The organism is Rhodobacter xanthinilyticus, assembly GCF_001856665.1.
GTDB lineage: Bacteria > Pseudomonadota > Alphaproteobacteria > Rhodobacterales > Rhodobacteraceae > Rhodobacter > Rhodobacter xanthinilyticus.
Map to the genome: position 1 here is coordinate 240,714 of NZ_CP017781.1, position 25,235 is coordinate 265,948.

Annotated in this window: 24 protein-coding genes and 1 tRNA gene; 20 read left to right on the plus strand and 5 right to left on the minus strand. The window is 67.4% G+C overall.

Annotated features, from left to right (window positions below; genetic code table 11):
- Positions 1-9 precede the first annotated feature (9 nt).
- From LPB142_RS01215 to rsfS, 4 genes are all read right to left on the minus strand, one after another.
- Complete coding sequence (locus tag LPB142_RS01215; protein WP_156894289.1) at positions 10-2,478, minus strand: calcium-binding protein; 2,469 nt, start codon at positions 2,476-2,478, stop codon at positions 10-12.
- A 139-nt stretch (positions 2,479-2,617) separates the two neighbouring features.
- On the minus strand, positions 2,618-3,007 hold the full coding sequence (locus LPB142_RS01220; protein WP_071165263.1) for a hypothetical protein: 390 nt from the start codon (positions 3,005-3,007) through the stop codon (positions 2,618-2,620).
- Between the two features lie 57 nt (positions 3,008-3,064).
- Positions 3,065-3,532 (minus strand): 23S rRNA (pseudouridine(1915)-N(3))-methyltransferase RlmH, encoded by a 468-nt coding sequence (gene rlmH / locus LPB142_RS01225; RefSeq protein ID WP_071165264.1) that lies wholly within the window; start codon positions 3,530-3,532, stop codon positions 3,065-3,067.
- A 3-nt stretch (positions 3,533-3,535) separates the two neighbouring features.
- On the minus strand, positions 3,536-3,898 hold the full coding sequence (gene rsfS / locus LPB142_RS01230; RefSeq protein WP_068766540.1) for a ribosome silencing factor: 363 nt from the start codon (positions 3,896-3,898) through the stop codon (positions 3,536-3,538).
- 450 nt (positions 3,899-4,348) lie between these two features.
- Here rsfS and leuC point away from each other — a divergent pair, with 450 nt between their 5' ends.
- The 10 genes from leuC (at position 4,349) to LPB142_RS01280 (ending at position 13,512) form a co-directional block, all read left to right on the plus strand.
- Entirely contained in the window at positions 4,349-5,776 is a 1,428-nt protein-coding gene (gene leuC / locus LPB142_RS01235; protein WP_068766431.1) for a 3-isopropylmalate dehydratase large subunit, read from the plus strand.
- Positions 5,777-5,788: 12 nt separating this feature from the next.
- On the plus strand, positions 5,789-6,394 hold the full coding sequence (gene leuD / locus LPB142_RS01240) for a 3-isopropylmalate dehydratase small subunit (RefSeq protein WP_068766430.1): 606 nt from the start codon (positions 5,789-5,791) through the stop codon (positions 6,392-6,394).
- A 294-nt stretch (positions 6,395-6,688) separates the two neighbouring features.
- Positions 6,689-7,492, plus strand: coding sequence for a hypothetical protein (locus LPB142_RS01245; RefSeq protein ID WP_232230947.1), 804 nt, complete (start codon positions 6,689-6,691; stop codon positions 7,490-7,492).
- A gap of 35 nt (positions 7,493-7,527) precedes the next feature.
- Positions 7,528-8,541 carry an endonuclease/exonuclease/phosphatase family protein gene (locus tag LPB142_RS01250; protein ID WP_232230949.1) on the plus strand — a complete coding sequence of 338 codons (1,014 nt, stop codon included), beginning with the start codon at positions 7,528-7,530 and terminating at the stop codon, positions 8,539-8,541.
- 92 nt (positions 8,542-8,633) lie between these two features.
- On the plus strand, positions 8,634-9,737 hold the full coding sequence (leuB, locus tag LPB142_RS01255) for a 3-isopropylmalate dehydrogenase (RefSeq protein WP_071165266.1): 1,104 nt from the start codon (positions 8,634-8,636) through the stop codon (positions 9,735-9,737).
- A gap of 107 nt (positions 9,738-9,844) precedes the next feature.
- A complete protein-coding gene (locus LPB142_RS01260) occupies positions 9,845-10,825 on the plus strand; it encodes a DMT family transporter (RefSeq protein WP_068766427.1) in 981 nt (326 codons plus the stop codon).
- Between the two features lie 60 nt (positions 10,826-10,885).
- Positions 10,886-10,962 (plus strand) — tRNA-Pro (locus LPB142_RS01265).
- 160 nt (positions 10,963-11,122) lie between these two features.
- Entirely contained in the window at positions 11,123-11,773 is a 651-nt protein-coding gene (gene acuR, locus LPB142_RS01270; RefSeq protein WP_071165267.1) for an acrylate utilization transcriptional regulator AcuR, read from the plus strand.
- A 15-nt stretch (positions 11,774-11,788) separates the two neighbouring features.
- On the plus strand, positions 11,789-12,769 hold the full coding sequence (acuI, locus tag LPB142_RS01275) for an acrylyl-CoA reductase (NADPH) (protein ID WP_071165268.1): 981 nt from the start codon (positions 11,789-11,791) through the stop codon (positions 12,767-12,769).
- Positions 12,766-13,512: a dimethylsulfonioproprionate lyase family protein gene (locus tag LPB142_RS01280; RefSeq protein ID WP_083392734.1), complete on the plus strand. Its 747-nt coding sequence runs from the start codon at positions 12,766-12,768 to the stop codon at positions 13,510-13,512. Before acuI ends, LPB142_RS01280 begins: the two co-directional genes overlap by 4 nt.
- Here LPB142_RS01280 and LPB142_RS01285 read toward each other — a convergent pair.
- Positions 13,448-14,068, minus strand: a complete 621-nt coding sequence (locus LPB142_RS01285) for a WYL domain-containing protein (protein WP_071165269.1) — start codon at positions 14,066-14,068, stop codon at positions 13,448-13,450. The genes LPB142_RS01280 and LPB142_RS01285 overlap by 65 nt on opposite strands.
- 169 nt (positions 14,069-14,237) lie before the next feature.
- Here LPB142_RS01285 and LPB142_RS01290 point away from each other — a divergent pair, with 169 nt between their 5' ends.
- From LPB142_RS01290 to LPB142_RS01335, 10 genes are all read left to right on the plus strand, one after another.
- Positions 14,238-15,149 (plus strand): helix-turn-helix transcriptional regulator, encoded by a 912-nt coding sequence (locus LPB142_RS01290; protein ID WP_232230952.1) that lies wholly within the window; start codon positions 14,238-14,240, stop codon positions 15,147-15,149.
- A gap of 77 nt (positions 15,150-15,226) precedes the next feature.
- Positions 15,227-16,123 carry a LysR family transcriptional regulator gene (locus LPB142_RS01295; protein WP_071165270.1) on the plus strand — a complete coding sequence of 299 codons (897 nt, stop codon included), beginning with the start codon at positions 15,227-15,229 and terminating at the stop codon, positions 16,121-16,123.
- 114 nt (positions 16,124-16,237) lie between these two features.
- Entirely contained in the window at positions 16,238-16,798 is a 561-nt protein-coding gene (gene rfbC / locus LPB142_RS01300; protein WP_068766412.1) for a dTDP-4-dehydrorhamnose 3,5-epimerase, read from the plus strand.
- A 2-nt stretch (positions 16,799-16,800) separates the two neighbouring features.
- On the plus strand, positions 16,801-17,847 hold the full coding sequence (gene rfbB / locus LPB142_RS01305) for a dTDP-glucose 4,6-dehydratase (protein ID WP_071165271.1): 1,047 nt from the start codon (positions 16,801-16,803) through the stop codon (positions 17,845-17,847).
- Positions 17,844-18,695 carry a dTDP-4-dehydrorhamnose reductase gene (rfbD, locus tag LPB142_RS01310; protein ID WP_071165272.1) on the plus strand — a complete coding sequence of 284 codons (852 nt, stop codon included), beginning with the start codon at positions 17,844-17,846 and terminating at the stop codon, positions 18,693-18,695. Before rfbB ends, rfbD begins: the two co-directional genes overlap by 4 nt.
- Positions 18,692-19,573: a glucose-1-phosphate thymidylyltransferase RfbA gene (gene rfbA, locus LPB142_RS01315; RefSeq protein ID WP_071165273.1), complete on the plus strand. Its 882-nt coding sequence runs from the start codon at positions 18,692-18,694 to the stop codon at positions 19,571-19,573. The genes rfbD and rfbA overlap by 4 nt, the downstream gene beginning before the upstream one ends.
- A 78-nt stretch (positions 19,574-19,651) precedes the next feature.
- Positions 19,652-20,701: a glycosyltransferase family protein gene (locus tag LPB142_RS01320; RefSeq protein ID WP_071165274.1), complete on the plus strand. Its 1,050-nt coding sequence runs from the start codon at positions 19,652-19,654 to the stop codon at positions 20,699-20,701.
- Positions 20,702-20,716: 15 nt separating this feature from the next.
- Positions 20,717-22,072 carry a capsular polysaccharide export protein, LipB/KpsS family gene (locus LPB142_RS01325; RefSeq protein WP_068766407.1) on the plus strand — a complete coding sequence of 452 codons (1,356 nt, stop codon included), beginning with the start codon at positions 20,717-20,719 and terminating at the stop codon, positions 22,070-22,072.
- Positions 22,069-22,971 carry a hypothetical protein gene (locus LPB142_RS01330; protein WP_156506847.1) on the plus strand — a complete coding sequence of 301 codons (903 nt, stop codon included), beginning with the start codon at positions 22,069-22,071 and terminating at the stop codon, positions 22,969-22,971. Before LPB142_RS01325 ends, LPB142_RS01330 begins: the two co-directional genes overlap by 4 nt.
- A 46-nt stretch (positions 22,972-23,017) precedes the next feature.
- Positions 23,018-25,234 carry a hypothetical protein gene (locus tag LPB142_RS01335; RefSeq protein ID WP_068766405.1) on the plus strand — a complete coding sequence of 739 codons (2,217 nt, stop codon included), beginning with the start codon at positions 23,018-23,020 and terminating at the stop codon, positions 25,232-25,234.
- Position 25,235 lies beyond the last annotated feature (1 nt).

A 25,235-nucleotide genomic window follows, 5' to 3' on the forward strand; every position in this document is an offset into this window, starting at 1 on the left:
CCCTACCTTTCAGACGAATATGAAGTCATCCGCCGAGAGATCCGCCTTGACGACGCCCTCGAGCAGGATTTCGTGGCCGTGGTAGCTCACCACCGTGCCGCCGCTGACCGAGGTCAGGGTGAGCGCGCCGAACCGGCCGCCGCTGGCCGCGGGGTCGATGCCGCTCAGGCGGATCTTGTCGAGCCCGTCCTCGAAATCGGTGATCGTGTCGTATTCGCCGTCGATCAAGTCGTTGAAGATGAAGGTATCCGCGCCGTCGCCGCCGGTGAGCAGGTCATCGCCCTCGCCGCCGTTGAGCGAATCCACGCCCGCGCCGCCCGAGAGCGTGTCGTTGCGCCCGCCGCCGGCGATGAAATCGTTGCCGGCGTTGCCCGAGAGTGAATCGTCGCCCTCGCCGCCGCCGAGCCGGTCGTTGCCGGCGCCGCCGATCAATGTGTCGCGCCCGGTGCCGCCGCCGAGGTCGTCATCGCCGTCGCCGCCGTCGACGGTGTCGTTGCCGAAACTGCCCGCGATCGAATCGTTGCCCGCGTCGCCGAAGAGAATATCGGCATCGGGCCCGCCGCTGATCGCGTCATTGTCGTCGCCGCCGCGCAGCGAATCGAGCCCCGCGCCGCCGCCGATCGTGTCATTGCCGGTCTCGCCGAAGACGGTGTCGTCGCCGGTGCCCGCGCCGATATTGTCGTGGCCCGCGCCGCCATAGATGAGGTCATCGCCCTCCGCCGCGGCCACCGCATCATTGCCCGCCCCGGCGTAGATGCTGTCATTGCCGCCGCGCCCGACGAGCCAGTCATCGCCGCCGTTGCCATAGAGCAGGTCGTTGCCCTCATCGCCGTCGATCAGATCGCCCGCCTCGCCGCCGACGAGGCTATCGGCGCTCGGCGTGCCGAGGAGGGTGAGCGCCACCGGCCCCTCGGGCTCGGGCTCGGGTTCTGGCTCCGGCGGGGGGTCTGGCTCCGGCACGGGTTCGGGCTCGCTCACCTGAAGCGGTTGTTCCACCACCTTGACATGGCTCGTCACGAACGGGATCAGCGCCGAAATATCCGCCGCGGTCAAAGGCTTGCCCGAGGCGCTGAAGAGCACGAGCACCTCGTCGCCAAAGCTCAGCGTGCCGCCCGTCGCAGTCGCGGTGAAGTTCGCCTGACTTGCCGCATAGATCATCGGCCAGCCGGAGATGTCGATCAGGTCCTGCCCGGGCGTCACATCCGAGATCGTGTCGGTCTTGCCGTCGAGGCTCAGCACGAAGATATCCTGCCCGGCGCCGCCTTGCAGCGTATCCGCGCCCGGCCCGTCGCTCAGGATATCATTGCCCGCCCCCGCGAGGATCTGCCCCGCGCCGGTGGTCAGCGCGAGCACATCGTCGCCCGCGGTGCCGGTGAGCTTGCCCGAGCCCTGCGAGGTCACCGCGCCGAGGTTCGAGATGTCGATCTTGAACTGGCCCAGCCCCGCCTCGCCCGCCGCGGTGGTGAAAATCTGGATCGCGTCGCCGACCTCGACCGCGGCGAGGCTCGTCACCCCGTCGAGCACGAGATCGTCGCTATCGGCGAGGCTGTTGATCAGCACGAGCCGCCCCTCCGGGGTCAGCTCGAAGAGCGTGATCCCGTCATCCATGCCGGTGGCGAGCACGAAGACATGGTCGTCGACGGTGATCACCTCGAGCTGGGTGACGCCCTGAAAGCGGGTGTTGAGGTCGTCGATCACATGATCGGTGACATCGAGGCTGCCATCGGCGCCGACCTTCATCACCGTCAGACTCGACGAGCCGCTCGCCGCGACGACGAGAAACCCCTGCGTGCCGATCGTGGCCGAGCCGAGCGCGGTGACCGTCTGGATCGGCACGGAGTCGGGTTTGCCGAGGCTCTCGACGGCGGTTACATGGCCGGTCGCGTCGATCTCGAACCCGCTCACGCCATGTTCGGTGGCCGAGCCCGCGAAGAGGAAGCTCGCCCCCCCCGATTGCACCAGCGCGATGTCGGAGACCCGGTCGAGATAGGTGGCCGTGCTGTCGGCGACGGCCTGAATCGTGCTGACCACCGATTTCTTGTCGTTCCAGCCATAGACGGTGAAGCCCGCGCCCTCGGCCGGCGCCGCGATCACCACGAATTTCCCCTCGATCTCGCCCGCGAGCAGGCTGATCGCCTGGGATTGGTTGGCGAGCGGGTCGAGAAAGCCGAGCCGCGCGCTGGTGCCGCCCTGCGCGAGATCGGCACGGGCGTCCTCGATCGCGGCGCTCGAGAGGCTGCCTGAAACGCCGTTGATCGTCGTTGCGATCCGGGTCTCGGTCAGGTGGACGCGCTCCCCCGCCCCGCTCAGCGCGCCGGTCGCACCGATGTCGAAAATATAGCTGGTGCCGAAGCTGTAATCGGCCACCGTAATCTGCGGATTGGCGGCGCTGCCGCTCACCCAAATGGACGCTTGTCCAGCGGGCAGGTCCAACCCGCCGCCGAACTGAGTGCCCATGCCCACCACCCCTGATGCCATGGTCCTTCACCCCAAGTGTGCCCCCACACTGGTGATGGATTTACCGGTTTGGCGCGGCTATCGCGGGTGCGAGAATGTGGCCTCAGGGTGGCCTTTAAGAACAGTTCGAGCCAAATGCGCCCGATCTGTCAGGCCCCGGTCAGGGGGTCGGCGTGGCGGCCAGAAGCTGGTCGAGAAGCTGGGCGCGCGCGGCCCGGTCGAGCGGCGCGCCGCGGCGCATCGTGCCCAGGGGCTCGCCCGGGCCCTGCGCATGATCGACCCGCGCCGAGAAGCTCTGCGCGCTCGCATCGAGCAGCACGAGCGTCAGATCCGCCCCCGCCCCCGCGCCGATCAGTTGCAGATCGTGGTTCGGGTAGCGCGCCGCGACGCGTTCGAGAAACAGCGTGCAGATCTCGTCATCGACCCGCGCCTTGGCGCTTTCCGTGCGGCAGCCGAGCCGGAGCGGTGTGATCGCATCGCCCATCGCCTGGGCGGCGGGGGCGGCGAGCAGGCTGGCGGCGGTGATCAGGGCGGCGGCCTTGCGGGTCATGGCGGGCTCCTTTGCGGCTCGGGCGAGGGTGCCGCAAAGCCGGGGCCGCAGCAAGCCTCAGACGCGGTGATAGGGGGTGCCGGCGAGAATCTGCCCGGCGCGGTAGAGCTGTTCGGCGAGCATCACCCGCACCAGCATATGCGGCCAGACCATCCGCCCGAAGCTGAGCGACCAATCCGCCTTGGCGCGCAGGCCTGGCGCGATCCCGTCGGCGCCGCCGATGACAAAGGTCACATCGCGCGCCGCATCGCGCCAGCCGCCGAGCCGCGCGGCAAATTCGGGCGAGCTGACCAGATCGCCGCGCTCATCGAGCGTGACCAGCACCGAGCCGGGCAGCACCGCGCGCTCGATCAGCGCCGCCTCCGCCTCCATGCCGAGGTTCTTCTTGTCCTCGACCTCGATGACAGAGGCCGGCCCGAGCCCCATCGCCCGGCCGGCCTTGCCGAACCTCTCCAGATAATCCTCGATCAGCGCGAGCTCGGGGCTTTTGCGCAGCCGCCCCACGGCGCAGATCGCGAGCTTCATGCCTCAGACCGGGGCGCCCGTCGGCATCCACATTTTCTCGAGCTGGTAGAACTCGCGCACTTCGGGGCGGAACACATGGACGATCACGTCCTGCGTGTCGATCAAGACCCAGTCGCCCTGATCCTTGCCCTCGATCTTGCAGATCCGGCCGAACTCTTCCTTCAGCCGCTCGGTCAGTTTCTCGGCGATGGCGCCGACCTGCCGCGAGCTGCGGCCCGAGCAGATCACCATGTAATCGGCGATCGACGAGCGCCCGCGCAGGTCGATGGTGACGATTTCCTCGGCCTTGTCGTCGTCGAGAGAGGTCAGCACGCGCGCCAGGATCTGGTCGCTCGAGACTTCGGCGTCTTTCAGATCGGCCGTCATGCGCGCCACCATTGCGCCCGCATCAGAGGCCGCGAGAGAGAGATGAGACAGGACATAGTCCTCCAAGGGGTCACGCGCCGTCAGGCCCCGGCGCTGGGCGTAACTTCAAAATAGCATCGCACCCCCGGAATCTCAACTCCGCGGGCGTTTGCGGCCCCGGTCTGCCATCGGCGGGCGAATGTCAAGGGCGTGCGGTAAGGTCAGCCCCTCTTCCCTTAGATTTTCTTGCCCCGGGCGGGCCGATCCCCTATATCGCGCGCCATGACGACGATTTTCGACATGGATGACCGCGCCCGCCTGCGGGAGCGATTCTACGGCGAGAGCCGCTCCATCCTCGCCCGACTTTGATGTCGGCGCGGGGGCGTTTCGCGCGCCCTTGTCGCCCACGGCGGCCGCTTGCCCGCCCGCCGTTCCCCGATCCAGGTTACCTAGCTATCGAAAGTGAGAGCCATGTCCGCTCCGAAAACCCTCTATGACAAGATCTGGGACGCCCATGTCGTCTCCGAAGACGCCGACGGCACCTGCCTGCTCTATATCGACCGCCACCTCGTCCATGAAGTGACGAGCCCGCAGGCCTTCGAGGGCCTGCGCATGACGGGCCGCAAGGTGCGCGCGCCGGAAAAGACCATCGCCGTGCCGGACCATAACGTGCCGACCACGACCGATCGCGCCTCGGGCGTGATCGAGAACGAGGAAAGCCGCATCCAGGTCGAGGCGCTCGACAAGAACGCGCGCGATTTCGGCGTGAACTACTACCCGGTCTCCGATATCCGTCAGGGCATCGTGCATATCGTCGGCCCGGAACAGGGCTGGACCCTGCCGGGCATGACGGTCGTCTGCGGCGACAGCCACACCGCGACGCATGGCGCTTTCGGCGCGCTCGCGCATGGCATCGGCACCTCGGAGGTCGAGCATGTGCTCGCCACCCAGACGCTGATCCAGAAGAAATCGAAGAACATGAAGGTGGAGATCACCGGCAAGCTGAAGCCCGGCGTCACCGCCAAGGACATCACGCTCGCGGTCATCGGCCATACCGGCACCGCCGGCGGCACCGGCTATGTCATCGAATATTGCGGCGAAGCGATCCGCGATCTGTCGATGGAAGGCCGCATGACGGTCTGCAACATGGCGATCGAAGGCGGCGCGCGCGCGGGCCTGATCGCGCCCGACGAAAAGACCTTCGAATACGTCAAAGGCCGCCCGCACGCCCCGAAAGGCGCGCAGTTCGAGGCCGCGCTGAATTGGTGGAAGACGCTCTACACCGATGAGGGCGCGCATTTCGACAAGGTCGTGACCATCGCCGCCGAAGATATCGAGCCGGTCGTGACCTGGGGCACCTCGCCCGAGGACGTGCTGCCGATCTCGGGGGTTGTCCCCGCGCCGGAGAGCTTCACCGGCGGCAAGGTCGAGGCGGTGAAACGCTCGCTCGACTACATGGGCCTTGAGCCCGGCCAGAAGCTGACCGACATCAAGATCGACGTGGTGTTCATCGGCTCGTGCACCAACGGCCGCATCGAAGACCTGCGCGCCGCCGCCGAGGTGGTGAAGGGCAACAAGCTCGCGCCGGGCGTGCGCGCGATGGTGGTGCCGGGCTCGGGCCTCGTGCGCTATCAGGCCGAGGAAGAGGGTCTCGACAAGATCTTCACCGATGCGGGCTTTGAATGGCGGATGGCGGGCTGCTCGATGTGCCTCGCGATGAACCCCGACCAGCTCGCCGAATACGAGCGCTGCGCCTCGACCTCGAACCGCAACTTCGAGGGCCGTCAGGGCTACAAGGGCCGCACCCACCTGCTGAGCCCCGCGATGGCCGCCGCCGCCGCGATCACCGGCAAGCTGACCGATGTCCGCGCGCTGATGGCCGCGAAAGAAACCGCCTGAGGAGCACCGACCATGCAAAAGTTCGAAAAACTGACCGGCATCGCGGCGCCCATGCCGCTCGTCAACATCGACACCGACATGATCATCCCGAAGGTCTTCCTCAAGACGATCAAGCGCTCGGGTCTCGGTGTGAACCTCTTCGACGAGATGCGCTATGACCGCGCGGGCAACGAGCTGCCCGATTTCGTGCTCAACAAGCCGCAATACCGCAACGCCTCGATCCTGATCGCGGGCGACAACTTCGGCTGCGGCTCCTCGCGCGAGCATGCGCCCTGGGCGCTGGCGGATTTCGGCATCAAGGTGATCGTCTCGACCTCCTTCGCCGACATCTTCTTCAACAACTGCTTCAAGAACGGCATGCTGCCGATCGTGCTGCCTCAAGAGCAGGTCGACCTGTTGATGAAAGACGCCGAGAAGGGCTCGAACGCGCGGATGACCGTTGATCTCGAGGCGCAGCAGATCACCACCTCGGACGGCACCGTGATCGACTTCGAGGTCGATCCGTTCAAGAAGCACTGCCTGATCGAGGGGCTCGACGATATCGGGCTGACGCTCGAGAAGGCCGCGGCGATCGACAGCTTCGAGGCGCAGGCCGCGCAATCGCGCCCCTGGGTCTGAGGCTCTGGGTGCGTTCACCGCGACTTGCACAATATCTTGGGCCGCCCCCTGGGCGGCCTTATTCTTGCCGCAGGATTGATGCAGCGAGGCACCAGTTTGACCCAGAAATGGCCGGATTTCGGGCGTCTTCCTTCAAGAGACATTGCACGGGGCTGTGAAATGGGCGAAATTGGGGCAAGAATGAGGCATGCCGCCACAATTGGCGGGCAGAACGTGGGAAAAGGCGCCGGCATCGTATCGGGGTCGACCATGGTTGAGGGTAGGGCAGTGATCTCTCGGATTCTGGGTGCGCTGATGCGTGCCGTGATGGTGGCCATGGTGATCACGACTCCGTCGCTGATGCTGCCGTCGATCTCCATGGATACCGGCCAGATCGTCGCGTTGATCGCGCTTTTCGCCGGCGCGCTGACGCTCTTTGAATATGCCTCCGTCTATCCCGGCCTGATCGAGTTTCGCGACGCGCCGCCGTTCAACCGGCTGCGGTTCATCGCGCTCTTCGCGATCGTGCTCTATGGCGCGACGGTGTTTCGCGCCGAGACCGCGCCGACCACGCTCAGCCAGTTTCTCGATCTCCTGGGCATGAAGGTCGGCCGGCTGATCGACATCCCCTATAGCCCGGTGCGGGTGCTGACGCTGATGCTGCCGCCCGATGCCGCCCCCGAAACGGTGGAGCGGCTGCGCACGATCGGCGGGGTGGGGCATCTGATCTCGCTCGTCGCCCTGCTCGTCTTCGGGCTGACGATGCGCTTTGGCGGCTGGCCGCTGCAGCCGCAGGGCTTCAACGTCTGGGTCAACCTGCCGACCTTCGACCCGACCGCGGGCGGCGATGTCGTCGAGCGGTTGCGCCGCGATGCCTGGGGCAACCTGGCGCTGGGCTTTCTTTTGCCCTTCCTGCTGCCGGCGTTTATCAAGACGGTGTCGGTGATGTTCTCGCCGATCACGCTCGACGCCCCGCAAACGATGATCTGGACGGTGACCGCATGGTGCTTCCTGCCTTTGAGCCTGTTGATGCGCGGCCTTGCGATGGGGCGCGTGGCCGGGCTGATCGAGGAAAAACGCCGCATGAGCGCGGGCGAGCAGGGCTATCAGCCGGCCTGATCGCGGCGCTGCTGGCCGGGCCCGCGGGGGCGGAAGTGCTGCGCGTGGCGACCTGGTCGGCCGAGCTCAGCCGCAAGGGCCCGGGCCTTCTGTGGCGCGATATCGAGAGCGGCAAGGACAAGCAGATCGCCGCCGCGATCGAGGTGATCACCGCGACCGCCCCGGATATCTTGCTGATCACCGGCTTTGACTGGGATTTCGAGGGCCGGGCTCTGGCGGCTTTCGAGGCGCGGCTGGCGGCGGCGGGGCAGGGCTACCCCTATCGCTTCGCGCCGCCGACGAATGCGGGCCTCGCGACCGGGCTCGATCTCGATGGCAACGGCCGGCTGGGCGAGGGGCGCGATGCGCAGGGCTATGGCCGGTTCACGGGGCAAGGCGGGATGGCGCTGCTCTCGCGGCTGCCGATCGAGACGGAGCGCGCGCGGGATTTCTCGACGCTGGCCTGGCGCGACCTGCCCGGCGCGCTGATCGAGGGCGCGGGGCTCTCGCCCGAGGCGCGCGCGGTGCAGCGCCTCTCGACGGTGGCGCATTGGGATCTGCCCCTGCGGCGCGCGGATGGCTCGGCGCTGCATCTTCTCGCCTTTGCCGCCACGCCGCCGGTGTTCGACGGGCCCGAGGACCGCAACGGCCGGCGCAACCATGATGAGGCGGCGTTCTGGCGGCTTTACCTCGACGGCCGGCTGGGCGAAGCGCCCCCCGCGCCGCCTTTCGTGGTTCTGGGCGATGCCAACCTCGACCCGGCGGATGGCGAGGGCCGCCCCGAGGCGCTCACCGCGCTGCTCGCCGATCCGCGGCTGCAAGACCCGCGCCCGGCCTCCGCGGGCGGGGCGGCGGCGGCCGACCCGGGCCAGAAGGGCGACCCCGCCCTCGATACCGCCGATTACCCCGACCCGCCGGGCAATCTGCGGGTGGATTACGTCCTGCCCTCGGCGGGGCTGCGCATCGAAGGCGCCGGGGTCTATTGGCCCGCCCCGGGCGCCCCCGGCGCCGCCGCCGCCGAGACCGCCTCGCGCCACCGCCTCGTCTGGGTCGATCTCGCCTTTCCCTGAGCCTTTTCGCCCCCTTCGCTTGACCCGGCCTTGACCCGGGGGCGGGCATTGGATAGGCCGCTTCCAACCCAATAGGCGTTGGAGAAAACGGCATGTCGAACCCCTCTATCCTCATCCTCCCCGGCGATGGCATCGGCCAGGAAGTCATGGCTGAGGTGAAAAAGATCATCTCGTGGTATGGCGACAAGCGCGGGCTCGCCTTCGACGTCTCCGAAGACCTCGTGGGCGGCGCGGCCTATGATGTGCATGGCGTGCCGCTGGCCGATGCGACGATGGCCAAGGCGCAAGAGGTGGATGCGGTTCTGCTCGGCGCCGTGGGCGGCCCGAAATACGATGTGCTCGATTTCTCGGTGAAGCCCGAGCGCGGCCTGCTGCGCCTGCGCAAGGAGATGGATCTCTACGCCAACCTCCGCCCCGCGCAATGTTTCGACGCGCTGGCGGATTTCTCCTCGCTGAAGAAAGACGTGGTCGCGGGCCTCGATATCATGATCGTGCGCGAGCTGACCTCGGGGGTCTATTTCGGCACGCCGCGCGGCATCTTCGAGGAAAACGGCGAGCGCGTGGGCATCAACACCCAACGTTACACCGAAGCCGAGGTGGAGCGCGTGGCGCGCTCGGCCTTTGAGCTCGCGATGCGCCGCAACAAGAAGGTCTGCTCGATGGAGAAGGCCAATGTGATGGAATCGGGGATCCTGTGGCGCGAGGTTGTCACCCGCGTCGGCGCCGACTACCCCGAGGTGGAGCTCTCGCATATGTATGCCGACAACGGCGCGATGCAGCTCGTGCGCTGGCCCAAACAGTTCGACGTGATCGTCACCGACAACCTCTTTGGCGATATCCTCTCGGATTGCGCCGCGATGCTGACCGGCTCGCTCGGCATGCTGCCCTCGGCCTCGCTCGGCGCGCCGATGGCGAACGGCCGGCCGAAGGCGATGTATGAGCCCGTGCACGGCTCGGCCCCCGATATCGCCGGCCAGGGCAAGGCCAACCCGATCGCCTGCATCCTCAGCTTCGCGATGGCGCTGCGCTACAGCTTCGATCAGGGCGAAGAGGCCACCCGCCTCGAGAAGGCCGTCGAGAAGGTGCTCGCCGATGGCGTGCGCACCGCCGATCTGATGGGCCCGGAGGGCGGCACCCCGGTTTCGACCGCGCAGATGGGCGACAAGATCATCGAAGCGCTCGACGCGAGCCTCTGAGGCGCGCGAAATTTTCGTGGAACGGCGCGGGGTTCCGCGCCGTTTTGCTTTGCGGGGGTTCCCCTTTTCGCCCGGCTGTGGCTATGTTTGCGATACCGGAGGTGACGATGCAGAGCGCGAAATCCAACGCCAAGGGCGCGGCCTATGCGCTGCTCGCGATGGCGATCTACGCCAGCCACGACGCGATCGTGAAAACGCTCGGCGAGCGCTATTCCGCGATCCAGATCGTGTTCTTCGCGGCGCTGCTGAGCTTCCCGCTGATCTCGATGATTCTGCTGCAGGACAAACGCGAGGGCCATCTGCGGCCGATCCATCCCTGGTGGGTGACGCTGCGCGCCACGACCACGGTGATCACCGGCGTCTCGGCCTTTTACGCCTTCTCGCATCTGCCGCTCGCGCAGGTCTACCCGATCCTCTTCGCCACGCCGCTCCTGATCACCATCCTCGCGATCCCGGTGCTGGGCGAGAAGGTCGGGGCGCATCGCTGGGCGGCGGTGGTGGTCGGGCTGGTGGGCGTGCTGATCGTGGTGCGCCCGGGTCAGGCCGAGCTCGGCCTTGGCCATCTCTCGGCGATCGTGGCGGCGCTGACCGGGGCGGTGGCGGCGATCTCGGTGCGCAAGATCGGCGGCGATGAGCGCACGGTGGTGCTGCTCTTGTCGCCGCTGCTGGGCAATATCGCTGCGATGGGGGTGGCGCTGCCGGCGGTCTGGGTGCCGCTCGAGCTTGGCGATATGGGGCTGATGGCGGTGATCGCGCTCTTCGGGCTCTTCGCCTCCTTCCTGCAGATCCTCGCCTATCGCGCCGGTGAGGCGGCGATCGTCGCGCCGATGCAATATTCGCAGATCATCTGGGCGGTGTTCTACGGCTGGTTCCTGTTCGGCGAGCCGGTCGACGGGCCGACGATGCTCGGCGCGGCGGTGGTGATCGCCTCGGGGGTCTATATCGTGTTCCGCGAGGCGACCGCGAACGCCGGGCAGAACACCCCCGTCCTCGAAACCCGCGGCCGCGCCGAGACGGTGAGCACCCCGCGCGCCTCGCTGATCAGCCGCGCGCTGGGCCTCGGCGCAAGGAATTCGCGCCGCGGCTGAATTTGCGCAATTACCCCCTTGCAAATGCCGCGCCGGTTGGGTAGTTCCCGCCCACACGGTCGGAGCGTAGCGCAGCCTGGTAGCGCACCTGCTTCGGGAGCAGGGGGTCGGAGGTTCGAATCCTCTCGCTCCGACCAATTTTCCCGCATCTTCTTGCACATGGCCTTGCCCTTCGGTTCCGAAGGCAGGGCTTTTCGGCGTTCCGGGCCCCGTGCGGTTCTGCGCGCGGTTCCGGGCTCTGGGGGCCGCTATCCCGGCCGTCTTGATTTAATAGACGGGATGGTCTATTAAATCGGCATGACCGCCACAGACCCGCTTGCCCAAAAGCCTCGCCGCGGCCGCCCGCGGGCCGCGCCCGACGCCTCGCAAACGCGTCAGGCGCTGATCCGCGCCGGGCTCGCGCATCTGACCGAGCGCGGATATTCCTCGGTCGGGGTCGACGAGATCCTCGCGGGCGCGAAAATTCCCAAGGGCAGCTTCTACCACCACTTCCGCAGCAAGGCCGATTTCGGTCTCGCGCTGATTGCGGCCTATGACAGCTATTTCGCCCGCCTTCTCGATCGGGCTTTCCTCGCGGATGGCCCGACGCCCCTGGAGCGGCTGCGCCGGTTCACCCGCATGGCCGAGGACGGTATGGCGCGCCACGGCTTCCGGCGCGGATGTCTCGTCGGCAACCTCGGGCAGGAGATGGGCGCCTTGCCGGACGATTTTCGCGGCGCGCTCATCGCGGTTCTGGAGCGATGGCAAAGCCGCACGGCGCGGCTGTTGCGCGAGGCGCAGGCCTGCGGCGAGCTCGGCGCCGCGCAGGATCCCGACCGCCTTGCCGAGGCCTTCTGGATCGGCTGGGAGGGCGCGATCTTGCGCGCCAAGCTCGAGCTGCGCGCCGATCCGCTGCGCAGTTTCACCACCACATTCGTCCGCCTCTTCGAGACGCGGACCCCGGACTGACGCAGGGAGAGGACCATGAAAGCCATACTGATCGAGAAAGCCGAAGACACGCAGGCCGTTTCGCTGACCGATGTCGCCGAGGACCAGCTGCCCGAGGGCGATGTGCTCGTCGAGGTCGCCTATTCGACGCTGAACTACAAGGATGCGCTCGCGATCACCGGCAAGGCGCCGGTCGTGCGGCGCTTCCCGATGGTGCCGGGGATCGATTTCACGGGCACCGTGGCCGAGAGCCGCCATGCCGATTTCAAGCCGGGCGATCGGGTCATCCTGAATGGCTGGGGCGTGGGGGAGACGCATTGGGGCGGGCTGGCCGAACGGGCGCGGGTTCGCGGCGACTGGCTCGTGCCGCTGCCCGCCTCGCTCGATCTGCGGCAGGCCGCGGCGATCGGCACGGCGGGGTATACGGCCATGCTCTGCGTTCTGGCGCTCGAGCGGCACGGTGTCCGGCCCGGCGACGGCGAGATCGTCGTGAGCGGCGCCGCCGGCGGTGTCGGCAGCGTGGCGGTGGCGCTTCTGGCCGCGCAGGGCTACGAGGTCGCGGCGGTCACCGGGCGCGCCGCCGAGGCGGACTATCTGCGCGGCCTCGGCGCCGCTTCGGTGATCGACCGCAGCGAGCTGACCGGCAAGGTCCGGCCTCTGGGGCGCGAGCGCTGGGCCGGCGGCATCGATGTCGCGGGCAGCACGGTGCTCGCGAACATGCTCTCGATGATGAAATACCGCGGCGTGGTTGCGGCCTGCGGTCTGGCGGCGGGGATGGATCTGCCCGCCTCGGTGGCGCCCTTCATCCTGCGCGGCGTGACGCTCGCCGGGGTCGATAGCGTCATGTGCCCCAAGCCCGACCGCCTCGCCGCCTGGGCGCGGCTCGCCCGCGATCTCGATCTGGCCAAGCTCGAGGAGATGACGACCGAACTCGCCTTCGCCGAGGTCATCGACACCGCGCCGAAATTCCTCGACGGGGCGGTGCGCGGCCGCATCGTCATCCCGGTCACCCCCTGACCCGCCGGGAGAGCGCCGGATGCCGCCCCCCGACCGATTGCGCACAAGGGCCGCGCCTGACGGATTGCCCCGACTGGCTCTACCTGCTTGAGGAGTTCGACGCGCTCTACCGGCAGGGCTCGGCGGGGGGCAGCGGGCCGATCCGCGCGCATCGCAAACGCGTGCGCGACGCGCTTGCGATGATCCTCGATGCCAACCCCGAGATCTCGGGGCGCCCGCCCGAGGTCAAGCCGGTCACGGCCCATCTCGGCCGTGCGCTCGATCTTGGCGAACGGGGCGCGGGGCAGGGCCTGTCGCGGGCGCTGGCGCGGGTCGCCGACGGGCTCACTTGGGAATATGGCTATGAGAAGGTTCCGAAGGCGCTCGCGCGCAAATATGCCTATTGCGAGATCCTCGGGCCGCGGGGGCCGATCCGCGCCGAGCGGCTGATCCTCGGCTTTGTGCTCTTCGCGCCGGGCACCACCTACCCGCAACACAGCCACAAGGAGATCGAGGAGAGCTATATCTCGGTCGCGGGGGCCTGGTCCCAGAACGATGCGGCCGTCCATGCGCCGGGGTCGCTGATCTTCAACCGGCCGGGCCTCGAACACCGGATCACCACCGACGAGCTGAGCCCCTGCCTGCTGGCCTATGCCTGGATCGGGCCGGAAGCGCGGCTGAGCCAGCCGGGCATGAAGCTCAGCTCGCCGCGCCGGTCTCCTTCTCGAGCAGCCCCTGCAACAGCGCTATCCGACGCGCGGTGAAATCGCCCGGCCGGAGCGTGAGGCCCGAGATCGCGCGCACGAAGAACTGCCGAAACCCCGCGCGGGTCTCGCACCAGGCCAGCAGTTTCACGCCCTGCGGCGGATGCACGAGCGCAAGCGGCAAGACCTCGCGGGTGGTTTGGGCGCCGGAAAGATCGGTGTAGTCGAAGGCCACCGGCGCGCAAGCCCGGATCGCCCCGTGCAGCGCGGCCAGATCGGCCTCGGCCGCCGCGGGCAGGCCCTCGGGCCACCAGGCCGAGGGGCGCACATCGAGCAACTGATAGAGCCGGCCGAGCAGCGCCGCCTCGGGATCGGTGTCGCCGAGCCGCGCCAGAGCGGCCTGCGCCGCCGCCGCACCGACGGGATCGCCCCGATGCGCCGCCAGCGCAAACCCGCGCAGCGCCGCGTCGCGCAGATCGGCATCGAGCGCGGCCGGCGCGGGGCCCGCCGCCGCCGCCCGCCCGCCAAACCCCAACGCCGCCACCCCCGCCAGCCGCGCGCCAAGCGCTCGGCGGGTCAGAACCGGAAACCGGGAACGCGCGTCTTGCGACCACATGATGATCACCCTCCTTGGACCGGATCCGCGGGGGGAATCGCCTCGACAGACCCGGCGATCAGCTTTAGCCTCAAAGGGTGTCAAATGCTGGCGGGGTGGCTCTTGTCCTTTTCCAAAGCGCAGGATCTGATCCGCCTGGCCCGGCTCGCGGCGGCGCGGGGGGCTCTCCTTGCAAGACATCATGGAGGAATTCGGCGTTTCGCACCGCACCGCGCAGCGGATGACCGATGCGCTCGAGGACAGCTTCGCCAATGTCGCGCGCCTTGACGGCGAGGATCGCAAGCGGCGCTGGCGGATCGAGGCGCCGGGGCTCGACCGGCTGCAACCGCGCCCGGAGCCCGCGCTCGAGGCGCTCGAGATCGCCGAGCGCGAGGCGGCGAGCACGGGCCGGCTGCGGCACCGGCAGGCGCTCGCCGATCTGCGCGAAACGCTCCTCGCGCGGCTCACCCCCCGCGACGCCGCGCGCGCGGAGGCCGATGCCGAGGCGGTGCTCTCGGCTCTGGCGAGCGTCACCCGCCCGGGGCCAAAGGTCAGCCTCGCCCCCGATCTGCTCGATGCGATCACCGAATCCCTGCGCGGCCCGTTCCGGCTGCGGGTCAGATACAAGAGCGCAGACACCGCGCCGCGGATCCTCGAACCCCATGGCGTCCTGATGGGCCACCGCACCTATCTCGTTGCGCGCGACCCGGCCAAGGGCGGCTCGATCCGCAGCTTTCGCCTCGATCAGATCCTCACCGCCGAGGTGCTCGACGAGAGCTTTGCGATGGAGCGCGGCTTCTCGATGGAGCGGTTCGCGGCGCAATCCTTTGGCGTCTGGCAGGATCCGGCGCAATTTGGCGAGGTGGTCTGGCGGTTCTCGCCCAAGGCGGCGAGCCGCGCCGCGGGCTTCCGGTTTCACCCCTCGCAGGTGCTCGAGCCGCAACCCGACGGCGGGCTGATCGTGCGCTTTCAGGCGGCGGGATGGCTGGAAATGGCCTGGCATCTCTACCAATGGGGCGATGCGGTCGAGGTCTTGGCGCCCGAGGGCCTGCGCGCTCTCGTCGAGGGGCACCGGCGATCGGATTTCACCGCGATGCCCTGAGCGGGCGGGCTGGCTTGCAGATTGCCCCCGCATGGCGGATGATGCGGCGGCACTATCCCCGGAGCATTCGCAATCCCATGGATGTCCTCGACGAGCTGCGCGCCTTTGTCGCCACCGCCCAGACCGGCTCTTTCACCGGCGCCGCCGATCAGCTTGGCGTCTCGAACCGGCTGACCTCGAAATATGTCGCCGAGCTGGAGGCGCGGCTCGGCGTGCGGCTGTTTCAGCGCACCACGCGGCGGGTGGGGCTGACGCCGGCGGGGCATGATCTGCTCGCGCGCGCGCCGGCGCTGCTCGATGAGGTCGACGCGCTCTTGGCCGAGGTCGCGGAAGGCTCGCGCGGGTTCACCGGGGTGATCCGGATCTCGGCGCCGGTGACCTTCGGCGAGATCTATGTCGGCGGGATGCTGGGGCGGTTTGCCCAAGCCAACCCGGGGCTGAGCTTCGATCTGCGGCTGAATGACCGCTACGCCGATCTCGCGAGCGAGGGGATCGACCTCGCCTTTCGGATCGGGCGCTCGGAGATGCTCTCGCTCAAGGAGCGCAAGCTCGGCGCGCTGAGCTCGGCCCTGGTGGCGAGCCCCGACTACCTCGCCGCCCATGGCGCGCCGCGCACGCCCGAGGATCTCGCGGCGCATGGCTGTATCGTCGACACCAACCGCCGCAATCCGCGCCGCTGGGTGTTTCACGCCGAGGGGCGCGAACAGGCGGTGACCGTGCAGGGGCGGTTTCATGTGAACTCCGCCAGCGCGGCGAGCACGCTGGCCGAGGCCGGGCGCGGCATCGCCTATGTGCCGCGGTTTGCGCTGGGCGACCGGCTGGAAACCGGCGCGCTCGTGCCGCTGCTTGCGGGCCATACCGGCGACAGCACGCCGATCAGCGCGGTCTATCTCGAGGGCCGGGCCCTGCCGCGCAAGATCCGCGCGCTCATCGAGTTTGCCGCCGAGGATATCCGCCACGCCGGCGTCCTGTGACCTCTGCGACACCGGCGCCTTCCCGCCTGCGCCTTTTGGGTAGAACTGACGCGCCTTGACCGATATAAATTCCGCAAGGTTTAAAGAACTTGCGGATCAGACGGGGGAACCAGCATGAAGGTAGAGAAAACCAACCTGCAGGGAGTGCTGATCCTCACGCCAAAACGCTTCGGCGATCATCGCGGGTTCTTCTCGGAAAGCTGGAACCGCAAGACGCTCGAGGCCGAGGGCGTGCATCTGCCCGAGTTTGTGCAGGACAACCATTCGCTCTCGCGCGAGGTGGGCACGGTGCGCGGGCTGCATTTCCAATCGCCCCCCCATGCGCAGGGCAAGCTCGTGCGCTGCGGCCGCGGGCGGATCTTTGACGTGGCGGTCGATGCGCGCAAGGGCTCGCCCACCTATGGCCAATGGGTCGGCGAGGAGCTGAGCTTCGAGAACGGCCGCCAGCTCTGGATCCCGGCGGGGTTCCTGCATGGCTTCATGACGCTCGAGCCCGACAGCGAGATCGTCTACAAATGCACCGATCATTATGCGCCCGAGTGCGACGGCTCGGTCCATTGGGATAGCTGCGGCATCGCCTGGCCGCTGAGCGGCATCACCCCGATCATTTCCGAAAAAGACGAGAAGGCGCAGGCATTCGCCGAGTTTGCCTCGCCCTTCGATTACGAGGTTTGAAGATGAAGATTCTGGTTACCGGCGGCGCGGGGTTCATTGGCTCGGCGGTGGTGCGTCTGGCCGTCGCGCGCGGCCATTCGGTCGTCAACCTCGATGCGCTGACCTATGCCGCCTGCCTCGAGAATGTCGCGAGCGTGGCCGACAGCCCGCTCTACGCCTTCGAGCAGGCCGATATCCGCGACCCGGCCGCGCTCGCGCGCGTGTTCGAGGCGCATCAGCCCGATGCGGTGATGCATCTGGCCGCCGAGAGCCATGTCGACCGCTCGATCGACGGGCCGGGCGTGTTCATCGAGACCAATGTGATGGGCACGTATAACATGTTGCAGGCCGCGCGCAGCTATTGGGAGGCGAAGGGCCGCCCGGAGAGCTTCCGCTTCCATCATATCTCGACCGATGAGGTCTTCGGCTCGCTGCCCGCTGACCCGGCGGTGAAATTCACCGAAGACACGCCCTATGACCCGCGCTCGCCCTATTCGGCCTCGAAAGCCTCGTCGGACCATCTCGTCCGCGCCTGGCACGAGACCTATGGCCTGCCGGTCGTTCTGACCAATTGCTCGAACAATTACGGGCCCTTCCACTTCCCCGAGAAGCTGATCCCGGTGATCATCCTCAACGCGCTCGCGGGCAAGGCCCTGCCGATCTATGGCGATGGCTCGAACATCCGCGACTGGCTCTATGTCGAGGATCATGCCGATGCGCTGCTCCTTGTCGTCGAGAAAGGCGCGGTGGGCCGCAGCTACAATATCGGCGGCGAGAATGAGCGCACCAACCTCGAGCTGGTGAAGACGCTCTGCGGGATTCTCGACCGGCTGCGCCCGAAGGCGGCGGGCTCCTACGCCGATCAGATCACCTTCGTGACCGACCGCCCGGGCCATGACGCGCGCTATGCGATCGACCCGAGCCGGATCCGCGCCGAGCTCGGCTGGCGGCCGAGCGTCACGGTCGAGGAGGGGCTCGAGAAAACGGTGCAATGGTATCTCGACAACGAGGCCTGGTGGCGCGCGCTGCAGGGCCGCGAGGGCGTCGGTCAGCGGTTGGGCAAAGCATGATCCTGGTTTTCGGCAAGACGGGGCAGGTCGCGACCGAGCTTCAGGCTCTGGCGCCCGAGGCGGTCTATCTCGGCCGCGATCAGGCCGATCTGATGGACCCGGCGGCCTGTGCGGCGGCGATTGCGGCGGCGAAGCCCGCGGCGGCGATCAACGCGGCGGCCTGGACCGCGGTCGACAAGGCCGAGGCGGAGGAAGTGGCGGCGACGGTGGTGAACGGCGCGGCGCCGGCGGCGATGGCCCGGGCCTGCGCGGCGCTGGGCGTGCCCTTTGTCCATATCTCGACCGATTATGTCTTTGACGGCGCGGGCGAGACGCCCTTCGCGGTCGACCACCCGACCGCGCCGCTTGGCGCTTATGGCCGCTCGAAGCTCGTGGGCGAAGAGGGCGTGCGCGCGGCGGGCGGCGTTCATGCGATCTTGCGCACCTCCTGGGTTTTTTCGGCCCATGGCGCGAATTTCGTGAAGACCATGCTGCGGCTTTCGGAAACGCGCGCGCATCTGACCGTGGTGGCCGATCAGATCGGCGGCCCGACGCCCGCGCGCGCGATCGCCGCGGCCTGTCTCGAGATCGCCCGCCAGCTCGCCGCCGATCCGGCGAAAAGCGGCACCTATCATTTCTCCGGCGCGCCCGATGTCAGCTGGGCCGATTTCGCCCGCGAGATCTTTGCGCAGGCCGGCCGCGCGACCACGGTCGAGGATATCCCCTCCGCGGCCTATCCGACGCCCGCCAAGCGCCCGTCCAACTCGCGCATGGATTGCGCCCGCACCGCCGAGACCTTCGGCATCGCCCGGCCCGACTGGAAAGCCGAGCTCTCTGATATTTTGAAAATTCTGGAAATTAAGAAATGACCAAGCGCAAGGGCATCATCCTCGCCGGCGGCTCCGGCACCCGCCTCTACCCGGTCACCATGGCTGTCTCGAAACAGCTCATGCCGATCTATGACAAGCCGATGATCTATTACCCGCTCTCGGTGCTGATGCTGACCGGCATCCGCGAGATCGCGATCATCACCACGCCGCAGGATCAGGAGCAATTCAAGCGCCTGATCGGCGATGGCAGCCAATGGGGCCTGACCATCGAATGGATCACCCAACCCTCGCCCGACGGGCTGGCGCAGGCCTATATCCTCGCCGAAGATTTCCTCGCCGGCGCGCCTTCGGCGATGGTGCTGGGCGACAATATCTTCTTCGGCCACGGCCTGCCCGAGCTCTTGGCCGAGGCTGACCGCAAGGAAACCGGCGGCACAGTCTTTGGCTATCGGGTCGCCGACCCGGAGCGTTACGGCGTGGTGAAATTCGACGCGGCCGGCACCGTCGAGGAGATCATCGAGAAACCCGAGGTGCCGCCGTCGAATTACGCGGTGACCGGGCTTTACTTCCTCGACGGCGATGCGCCGCGCCGCGCGCGTGAGGTCAAACCCTCGCCCCGGGGCGAGCTCGAGATCGTCACGCTGCTGGAAAGCTATCTCAAGGATGGCACGCTCTCGGTCGAGCGGATGGGCCGCGGCTATGCCTGGCTCGATACCGGCACCCACGGCAGCCTGCTCGATGCGGGCAATTTCGTGCGCACCCTCTCGAAGCGCCAAGGCGTGCAGAGCGGCTGCCCCGAGGAGATCGCCTTCGAGGCCGGCTGGATCACCGCCGAGGCGCTGCAGAAGATGGCCGAGCCGCTCAAGAAGAACGATTACGGCAAATATCTTCTGAGCCTCTTGCGCGAAAAGCGCTGAGCGCGAGGGCTGTGACGGCCCCCGCAACGATCTTTCCCGTCGGGGCTCGCTCGGGCGGCGTGATGTGAGGAATTTTTGATGCGTGTGCTTTTTCTCGTCTGGAGCAGCTATCCGTCCGACCGGATTTACGCAGACCCATCCGTGTTTTACCGCTGCTTCCACCCCGCCGAGGCGCTGCGCCGGCGCGGCATGCATACTTCGGTGATGCATTTCAGCACCGTCGACCCCGAGGAGCTGAGCGACTACGACCGGATCATCTTCTTCCGCCCGCAGTTCTCCGACAAGTTCCTCGAGCTGCATTCGACCGCCCGCCAGCTCGGCCTGCCCTGTGTCGCCTCCTATGACGACCTCTTCTTCGATATCGAGATGCTGCGGCAATCGAACTTCCGCGGGCTTGCGGTCAACCAGCACAAGATCCTCGCCTCGCGGCCCTACAATTACGCGCAGGCGATGTATTTCTTCGATCGGTTCATCTCCTCGACCGACCCGCTCGCCGACCGGATCCGCGCGGCGCTGGGCGCGGCCGAGGTGCATGTGCAATACAATGCCGTTTCCGACGAGATGCTTTACCTCGCGCGGATGTGCACCGAGACGATCGACCGCGAGCCGCTGCGGCTGGGCTATTTCGCGGGCGGGGCGAGCCACGCGCCCGACCTGATGGCGATCGCGCCCTATATTGCGCCCGCGCTCGCCGAGGCGGGGGCGGAGTTCTTCTGTGTCGAGACCGTCGAGGTGCCCGATGTCATCGCCAAGGCCTGCAAGGTGACGACGACGCGGCGGATGAGCTATGCCGAGATGATCCGCGCCTATGCGACCTGCTGTGTGACCATCGCGCCGCTGCATATGAACCCGTTCACGATCTCGAAATCGGGGATCAAATATCTCGAGGCCTCGCTCGTCGGCGCGGCCACCGTCGCCACCCCGATCCCCGATATCATGCGCATCGCCGATGACCGGCTGATCCCGGTCGAGACGGAGGAGGGCTGGTATGACGGCGTCCGCCAGGCGCTCGCGATGCCGCATGGCGAGGCGATCACCCGCCATCAGCAGGAGCGGATCCGCGAGCGTTTCTCGACCTCGGTCGAGGCGGAGCGGCTGGTGAAATTCCTGGAAACCGTTGGGTCGTAACGAGGGGCTAAACCGATGAAAATCCTGTTCTATGTCGAGCCCCACGGCCTGCGCGACAGCTTCACCTCGCACAAGATGCCGTTCGATCAGTTCCGCGCCATCGCCCGCGAGATCAACTATTTCGGCGATGAGATCTTGCAAGATGTCGAGGCGCGGGTGTTCTCCAACCATTTCGTCTCGACGGTGGGCTTCGACGCCAATTACGAGGATTGGCCCTTCATCTTGCAGCCGACGCTCGCCGAGCAGGAGATGATCGAGGACACCGCCCGGATGTGGATGGGGCAGGGGATCAAGGACTGGATCACCCTGATGACCGAACCGCAAAGCCCGCTCACCCAAGCCTATGTCGATATCCTGCGCCGGATCAAGGAAACCGAATTCGATTTCGACGTGATCGTCTGTTGGGGCGAGAGCATGCCGGTGCGCGAGGCGGCGCGCGAATTCGGGGCGCAGGTGGCGTTCTTCGAGCTTGCGAGCATGCGCGCGCCGTTCCTCAAATCGCTGCTGATCGACCCGATGGGGGTCAACGGCTCGGCGAGCATCGCGGATATGGAGATCGGGCAGCTGCGCGAGATCCTCAAGCCGCTGCATCTGCGGCTTCTGCCGATGCTGCTCAACGAGGAGATGGCGATCGGGGTGCAGAACACGGTGATCCCGAACGCGCTCTTTCATCCGATGGGGCAGGCGATGCGGGCGTTCTTCGACCGGCCCGGGCGCAAGGCTCTGGTGCCCTTGCAGCTGGCCGATGACGCCAACCAGATCCTCTATTCGGATTTCGACACCGTCGAGGCCTTTGCCGCGGCGACGGTCGAGCCGCTGCTTCAGGCGGGGTTCCATGTGATCCTCAAGCCGCATCCCCATGCGCTGTTGCGCGGCGGTTATGTGATGAACGAGCAGCGCAAGGTGATCGAGAAATATCGCAAGCAGTCCGAGATCCTCGTGCTCGAGGAAAACAGCGATCCGAATGAATATCTGCCGATGCTGAAGGCGGTGGATCTGGTGGTGACCAACAACAGCAGCGTGGGCTTCGAGGCGCTGATGCTCGAGACGCCGGTGGTGGTGATGGGGCGGGCCTGCTACGCGCCCAAGGGCGGGCTGCCGAGCCTGACCGAGGCGATCCGCTGTTTCGTCGATGCCGAGCTCGATGCGCAGTTCAAGCAAAACCGCCGCTATATCGCGACCTACATGCTCGCCTGCGCCTTCCCGCTGCAACGCCGGCTCGGGCTGGAGCTCGTCAAGCGGCTCAAGATCTGGCGCGAGCACCCGCAGCTCGAGGAGTTCGGCTGGGTGCGCGAGATGCTCGAGGGCGTGGCCTGGGATACCTGGGGGCAACGCGATTTTCTGCGCAAGGCGATTGGGGTGGCGGTATGATTACGATGCGGGTTTTGCGGCAGTTCGAGGAAGCGGCCGCGCTGGGGATGGCGGCCGAGGTTCTGGCCGATCGTGTGGTGGTGACCGGCAAGGACATCGAATTGCCGCGCGACGCGGGCGAGCCGCTGCGCGCCCATCTCGACACCTGCCGCTATATCAACAAGACCTTCCTCGCCGATGGCTGGATCGTCACGCCGATCTCCAACGAGCCGATCAAGCGGCTCTTTGGGCTGGTCAACGGGCGGCTGTTGCCGATGGCCAAGCCGGTCGAGCGGGTCGATGTGCGGCGCAAGCTGCTGCTGACCTATGACAATTGCGGCTTCAGCCTGCGCGCGCCGCTGGCGCAGCCGGTGTTCGATACCGACAAGGCCGTGTTCCTCGGCGTGACCTCGACGGGGGTGCATGTGTTCGAGGGCGATTGCGTCTCGGATGTGAAGCCGCCGTTCTACCGCACCTCGACCTATGCGGTGACGCGCAACGCCGTCACCGTGAAGGGCCCGCGGATCGGCGAGAGGAGCTTTGTCCATGCCCATGGCATCAAGGCTTTCGTCGACGAGATCCAGATCGAGGGCGATAGCGTCGCGCTGCGCGGCTGGGCGATCGCCTCGGATTCGCCGCGCCGCAAGCTGATGGTGGCGCTTGGCCATGCGGGCACGGTGCTGATGCTGCCGATCCGCTGCACGGTGCCGCGCCCCGATATCGCGATGGAGTTCCACACCGAGGGCGCCTCGCAGGAGTTCGGCTTCCAGATCAAGCGCACGATCCCGGGCCTTGGCGCGCTCTCGCAAGAGGGGCTGGAGCTTGTGGTGCTCTCCGAGGACGGCGGCGACGCGATCGCCGCGATCCGCCCGGTGCAGCGCCCGCGCGGCCTGCGCCGGATCGTTCCGAAACTCATTTGAGCAGGCAAACCATTTTGCGCGCAAGATCGCGGGGGAGCAAAAGCCGGTGAAGAAGACCCTGATCGTGGGGCCGTCGCATATTCAGCGCTGGCAGAAGAATATCGAGAAGACCGCGATCCCGGGTCTGGGCGCGGGGGTGCAGATGCTCGGCTTCGGCGGCGCGCCGATCTGGTCGAAGCGGCTGTTCGAGGAGGCCTCGGCGGCCTTCGTGCCGGGCGAGACCGAGGTCGTGCTGCTCGTGGGCGATACCCGCTTTGGCAATGAGATCTGCGCGCATGAGCCCGAACACGCCGCCGATTACCCCTTTGCCGATGGCTATGATTCGATCAAGCGCCCGATGTGCACCCGCGAGTGCGATCTGCGCATGGCCGCGCGCGTCGAGGCCGCGATCGACCGCTATCTGGGGGCCTTCGGCCCGGCGGTTCGGGTGATCTACTGGGATCAGATCGGCCGCCGCGTGAGCGATATGATGATGCGCCGCCACATGGTCGAGGGGGTGTTCGACCACCCCTCCTGGGGGCGCGATTTCCCCGGCGCGGGGCGCGGCGCCGAGCTCGTCGCGCTCGAGGGGCTCTTCGATCTGCCGCTGGGCGAGCTCTCGCGGCTTTTCATCGATGACAGCAACCACCCGAGCCAGGTCGGCTATCTGTTCCTGACCGCGCTGATCCGCGACCGGATCGGCGTGCGCCCCGCCTTCGACCGCGCGCGCACCGCCTTCGAGGCGGATCTGTTGGCGAAATTCCTGCGGCTGGTGAACAACAAACCCTTGCTGGTCGCCGGCGATTCGATCTGGATCGACATCTTGCGCCGCACGCTCGGCGCCTCCGGGCTCAAGCGCTTCGAGGCGCAGAACATCCATATCCGCGCCACCCAGCTCTGGCGCGAGGGGCCGCAGCCGGGCGCCTATCAGCATTTCCTCTTCGTCTCGCATCACCCCACGCCCGAGGCCTTCTTCGAGGCCACGCCGCGCCTCAAGGCGGCGTTCGAGGCCGGCGCCCCGCCCGCGCAGATCGCGTATTTCCCGTGGGAATCGAGCATCAGCCAGCTCTTCACCACGACGAAGTTCACCTCCCCGCGCGCGGTCGAGCCCGCCCCCGAGGAGCTGATCGCGGAGAGCTTCGGCTGCGCGCTCACCGGCCTGCGCGAGCTGATCGAGATCGGCCTGCGCGGCGAGCCGAACGGCCGCGGCCTCGCCCATGTCATCGAGCGCGCGGGCGAGATCTTCGCCGCGCCGCTGCCCGCGGGGCAGGCCGTGCAACCCGCCGAGGGCGCCGCCCATGGCATGAGCTGGAAGATGGACAACGGCGTTCTCGTCACCAGCCGCGGCATGGCCTTCCTGATCGCGGGCGGGCATCGGGTGCTCGATTACATCACCGGCAAAGCCACCCCGACGGCGCAATCGCTGGCGAATTTCGAGGCCAATATCGCCGGGCGCGCGCAGCTCGCGGCGCGGATCGGCGCGCCCTATCTGCATGTGATCTTCCCCGACAAACAGAGCGTTCTGCGCGAGGAATTCCCGGTGCGCCCGCTCAACAGCCTCGGCGAGACCTATCTCGCGGCGCTCGATCCGGCGCTGCGCGGGGCGGTGCTGTTCCCGGCGGAGCGCTTGCGCGAGGAGTGCGCCGAGCCCTATTGCCCGCTCGACACCCATCTCACCGATCACGGCTCGCTCACCGTTCTGCGCGAGATGCTTGCCCGCCTCGGGGTCGCCGCCGAGCCCGCGCTCGATGCGATCGGGGCGCGGATCACCCGCGATCTGATCTCGACCGGCGATCTCGGCTCGAAGCTCACCCCGCCGCGCAAGCAATCCATGAAGAAGCTCGTGCCGGGCTGGCCCTATCGCGGTTTCCACGGCTTCACCGCGGCCAATGACGGCGCGGTGGATATCGTGATCTCGCCCGAGGCGCCGGTGCAAAAGACGGTGCTGATCTTCGGCGACAGCTTCTTCCGGCTGATGCTGGCGCATCTGAGCGGCGTCTTCGGGCGCGTGGTGTGCCTGCGCACGCGCTTCCTGCACCCGGAGATGGTCGAGCTGATCCGCCCCGATCTCTTGCTCAGCGGCAATGCCGAGCGCTACCTGAGCGCGGTCACCGCCGATACCGAGGCGCATGGTTTCGCGCTCTATCCGCTGCTCAAGGGGCTCTCTGCCGAGGCGGTGACGCCGGAGTTCCTCGAGGCCTACCGGGCGATCCTCTCGCCCCGCTCCGAGTTCGCGCAGAGCTATTTCGAGACGCTCCACGCGGCCCTCGTCGGCACCGCCTGAG

Bases quoted from the DNA above. Each gene is read 5' to 3' on its own strand.
- LPB142_RS01260 (WP_068766427.1), top strand. From the start codon at position 9,845: ATGCAGAGCGCGAAATCCAACGCCAAGGGCGCGGCCTATGCGCTGCTC.
- rsfS (WP_068766540.1), bottom strand. From the start codon at position 3,898: ATGACGGCCGATCTGAAAGACGCCGAAGTCTCGAGCGACCAGATCCTG.
- rfbC (WP_068766412.1), top strand. From the start codon at position 16,238: ATGAAGGTAGAGAAAACCAACCTGCAGGGAGTGCTGATCCTCACGCCA.
- acuR (WP_071165267.1), top strand. From the start codon at position 11,123: ATGACCGCCACAGACCCGCTTGCCCAAAAGCCTCGCCGCGGCCGCCCG.
- LPB142_RS01285 (WP_071165269.1), bottom strand. From the start codon at position 14,068: ATGTGGTCGCAAGACGCGCGTTCCCGGTTTCCGGTTCTGACCCGCCGA.
- LPB142_RS01245 (WP_232230947.1), top strand. From the start codon at position 6,689: ATGCGTGCCGTGATGGTGGCCATGGTGATCACGACTCCGTCGCTGATG.
- LPB142_RS01325 (WP_068766407.1), top strand. From the start codon at position 20,717: ATGAAAATCCTGTTCTATGTCGAGCCCCACGGCCTGCGCGACAGCTTC.
- leuB (WP_071165266.1), top strand. From the start codon at position 8,634: ATGTCGAACCCCTCTATCCTCATCCTCCCCGGCGATGGCATCGGCCAG.
- rfbB (WP_071165271.1), top strand. From the start codon at position 16,801: ATGAAGATTCTGGTTACCGGCGGCGCGGGGTTCATTGGCTCGGCGGTG.
- LPB142_RS01220 (WP_071165263.1), bottom strand. From the start codon at position 3,007: ATGACCCGCAAGGCCGCCGCCCTGATCACCGCCGCCAGCCTGCTCGCC.
- LPB142_RS01295 (WP_071165270.1), top strand. From the start codon at position 15,227: ATGGATGTCCTCGACGAGCTGCGCGCCTTTGTCGCCACCGCCCAGACC.
- LPB142_RS01320 (WP_071165274.1), top strand. From the start codon at position 19,652: ATGCGTGTGCTTTTTCTCGTCTGGAGCAGCTATCCGTCCGACCGGATT.
- acuI (WP_071165268.1), top strand. From the start codon at position 11,789: ATGAAAGCCATACTGATCGAGAAAGCCGAAGACACGCAGGCCGTTTCG.
- leuC (WP_068766431.1), top strand. From the start codon at position 4,349: ATGTCCGCTCCGAAAACCCTCTATGACAAGATCTGGGACGCCCATGTC.
- LPB142_RS01330 (WP_156506847.1), top strand. From the start codon at position 22,069: ATGATTACGATGCGGGTTTTGCGGCAGTTCGAGGAAGCGGCCGCGCTG.
- leuD (WP_068766430.1), top strand. From the start codon at position 5,789: ATGCAAAAGTTCGAAAAACTGACCGGCATCGCGGCGCCCATGCCGCTC.
- LPB142_RS01215 (WP_156894289.1), bottom strand. From the start codon at position 2,478: ATGGCATCAGGGGTGGTGGGCATGGGCACTCAGTTCGGCGGCGGGTTG.
- rlmH (WP_071165264.1), bottom strand. From the start codon at position 3,532: ATGAAGCTCGCGATCTGCGCCGTGGGGCGGCTGCGCAAAAGCCCCGAG.
- rfbA (WP_071165273.1), top strand. From the start codon at position 18,692: ATGACCAAGCGCAAGGGCATCATCCTCGCCGGCGGCTCCGGCACCCGC.
- rfbD (WP_071165272.1), top strand. From the start codon at position 17,844: ATGATCCTGGTTTTCGGCAAGACGGGGCAGGTCGCGACCGAGCTTCAG.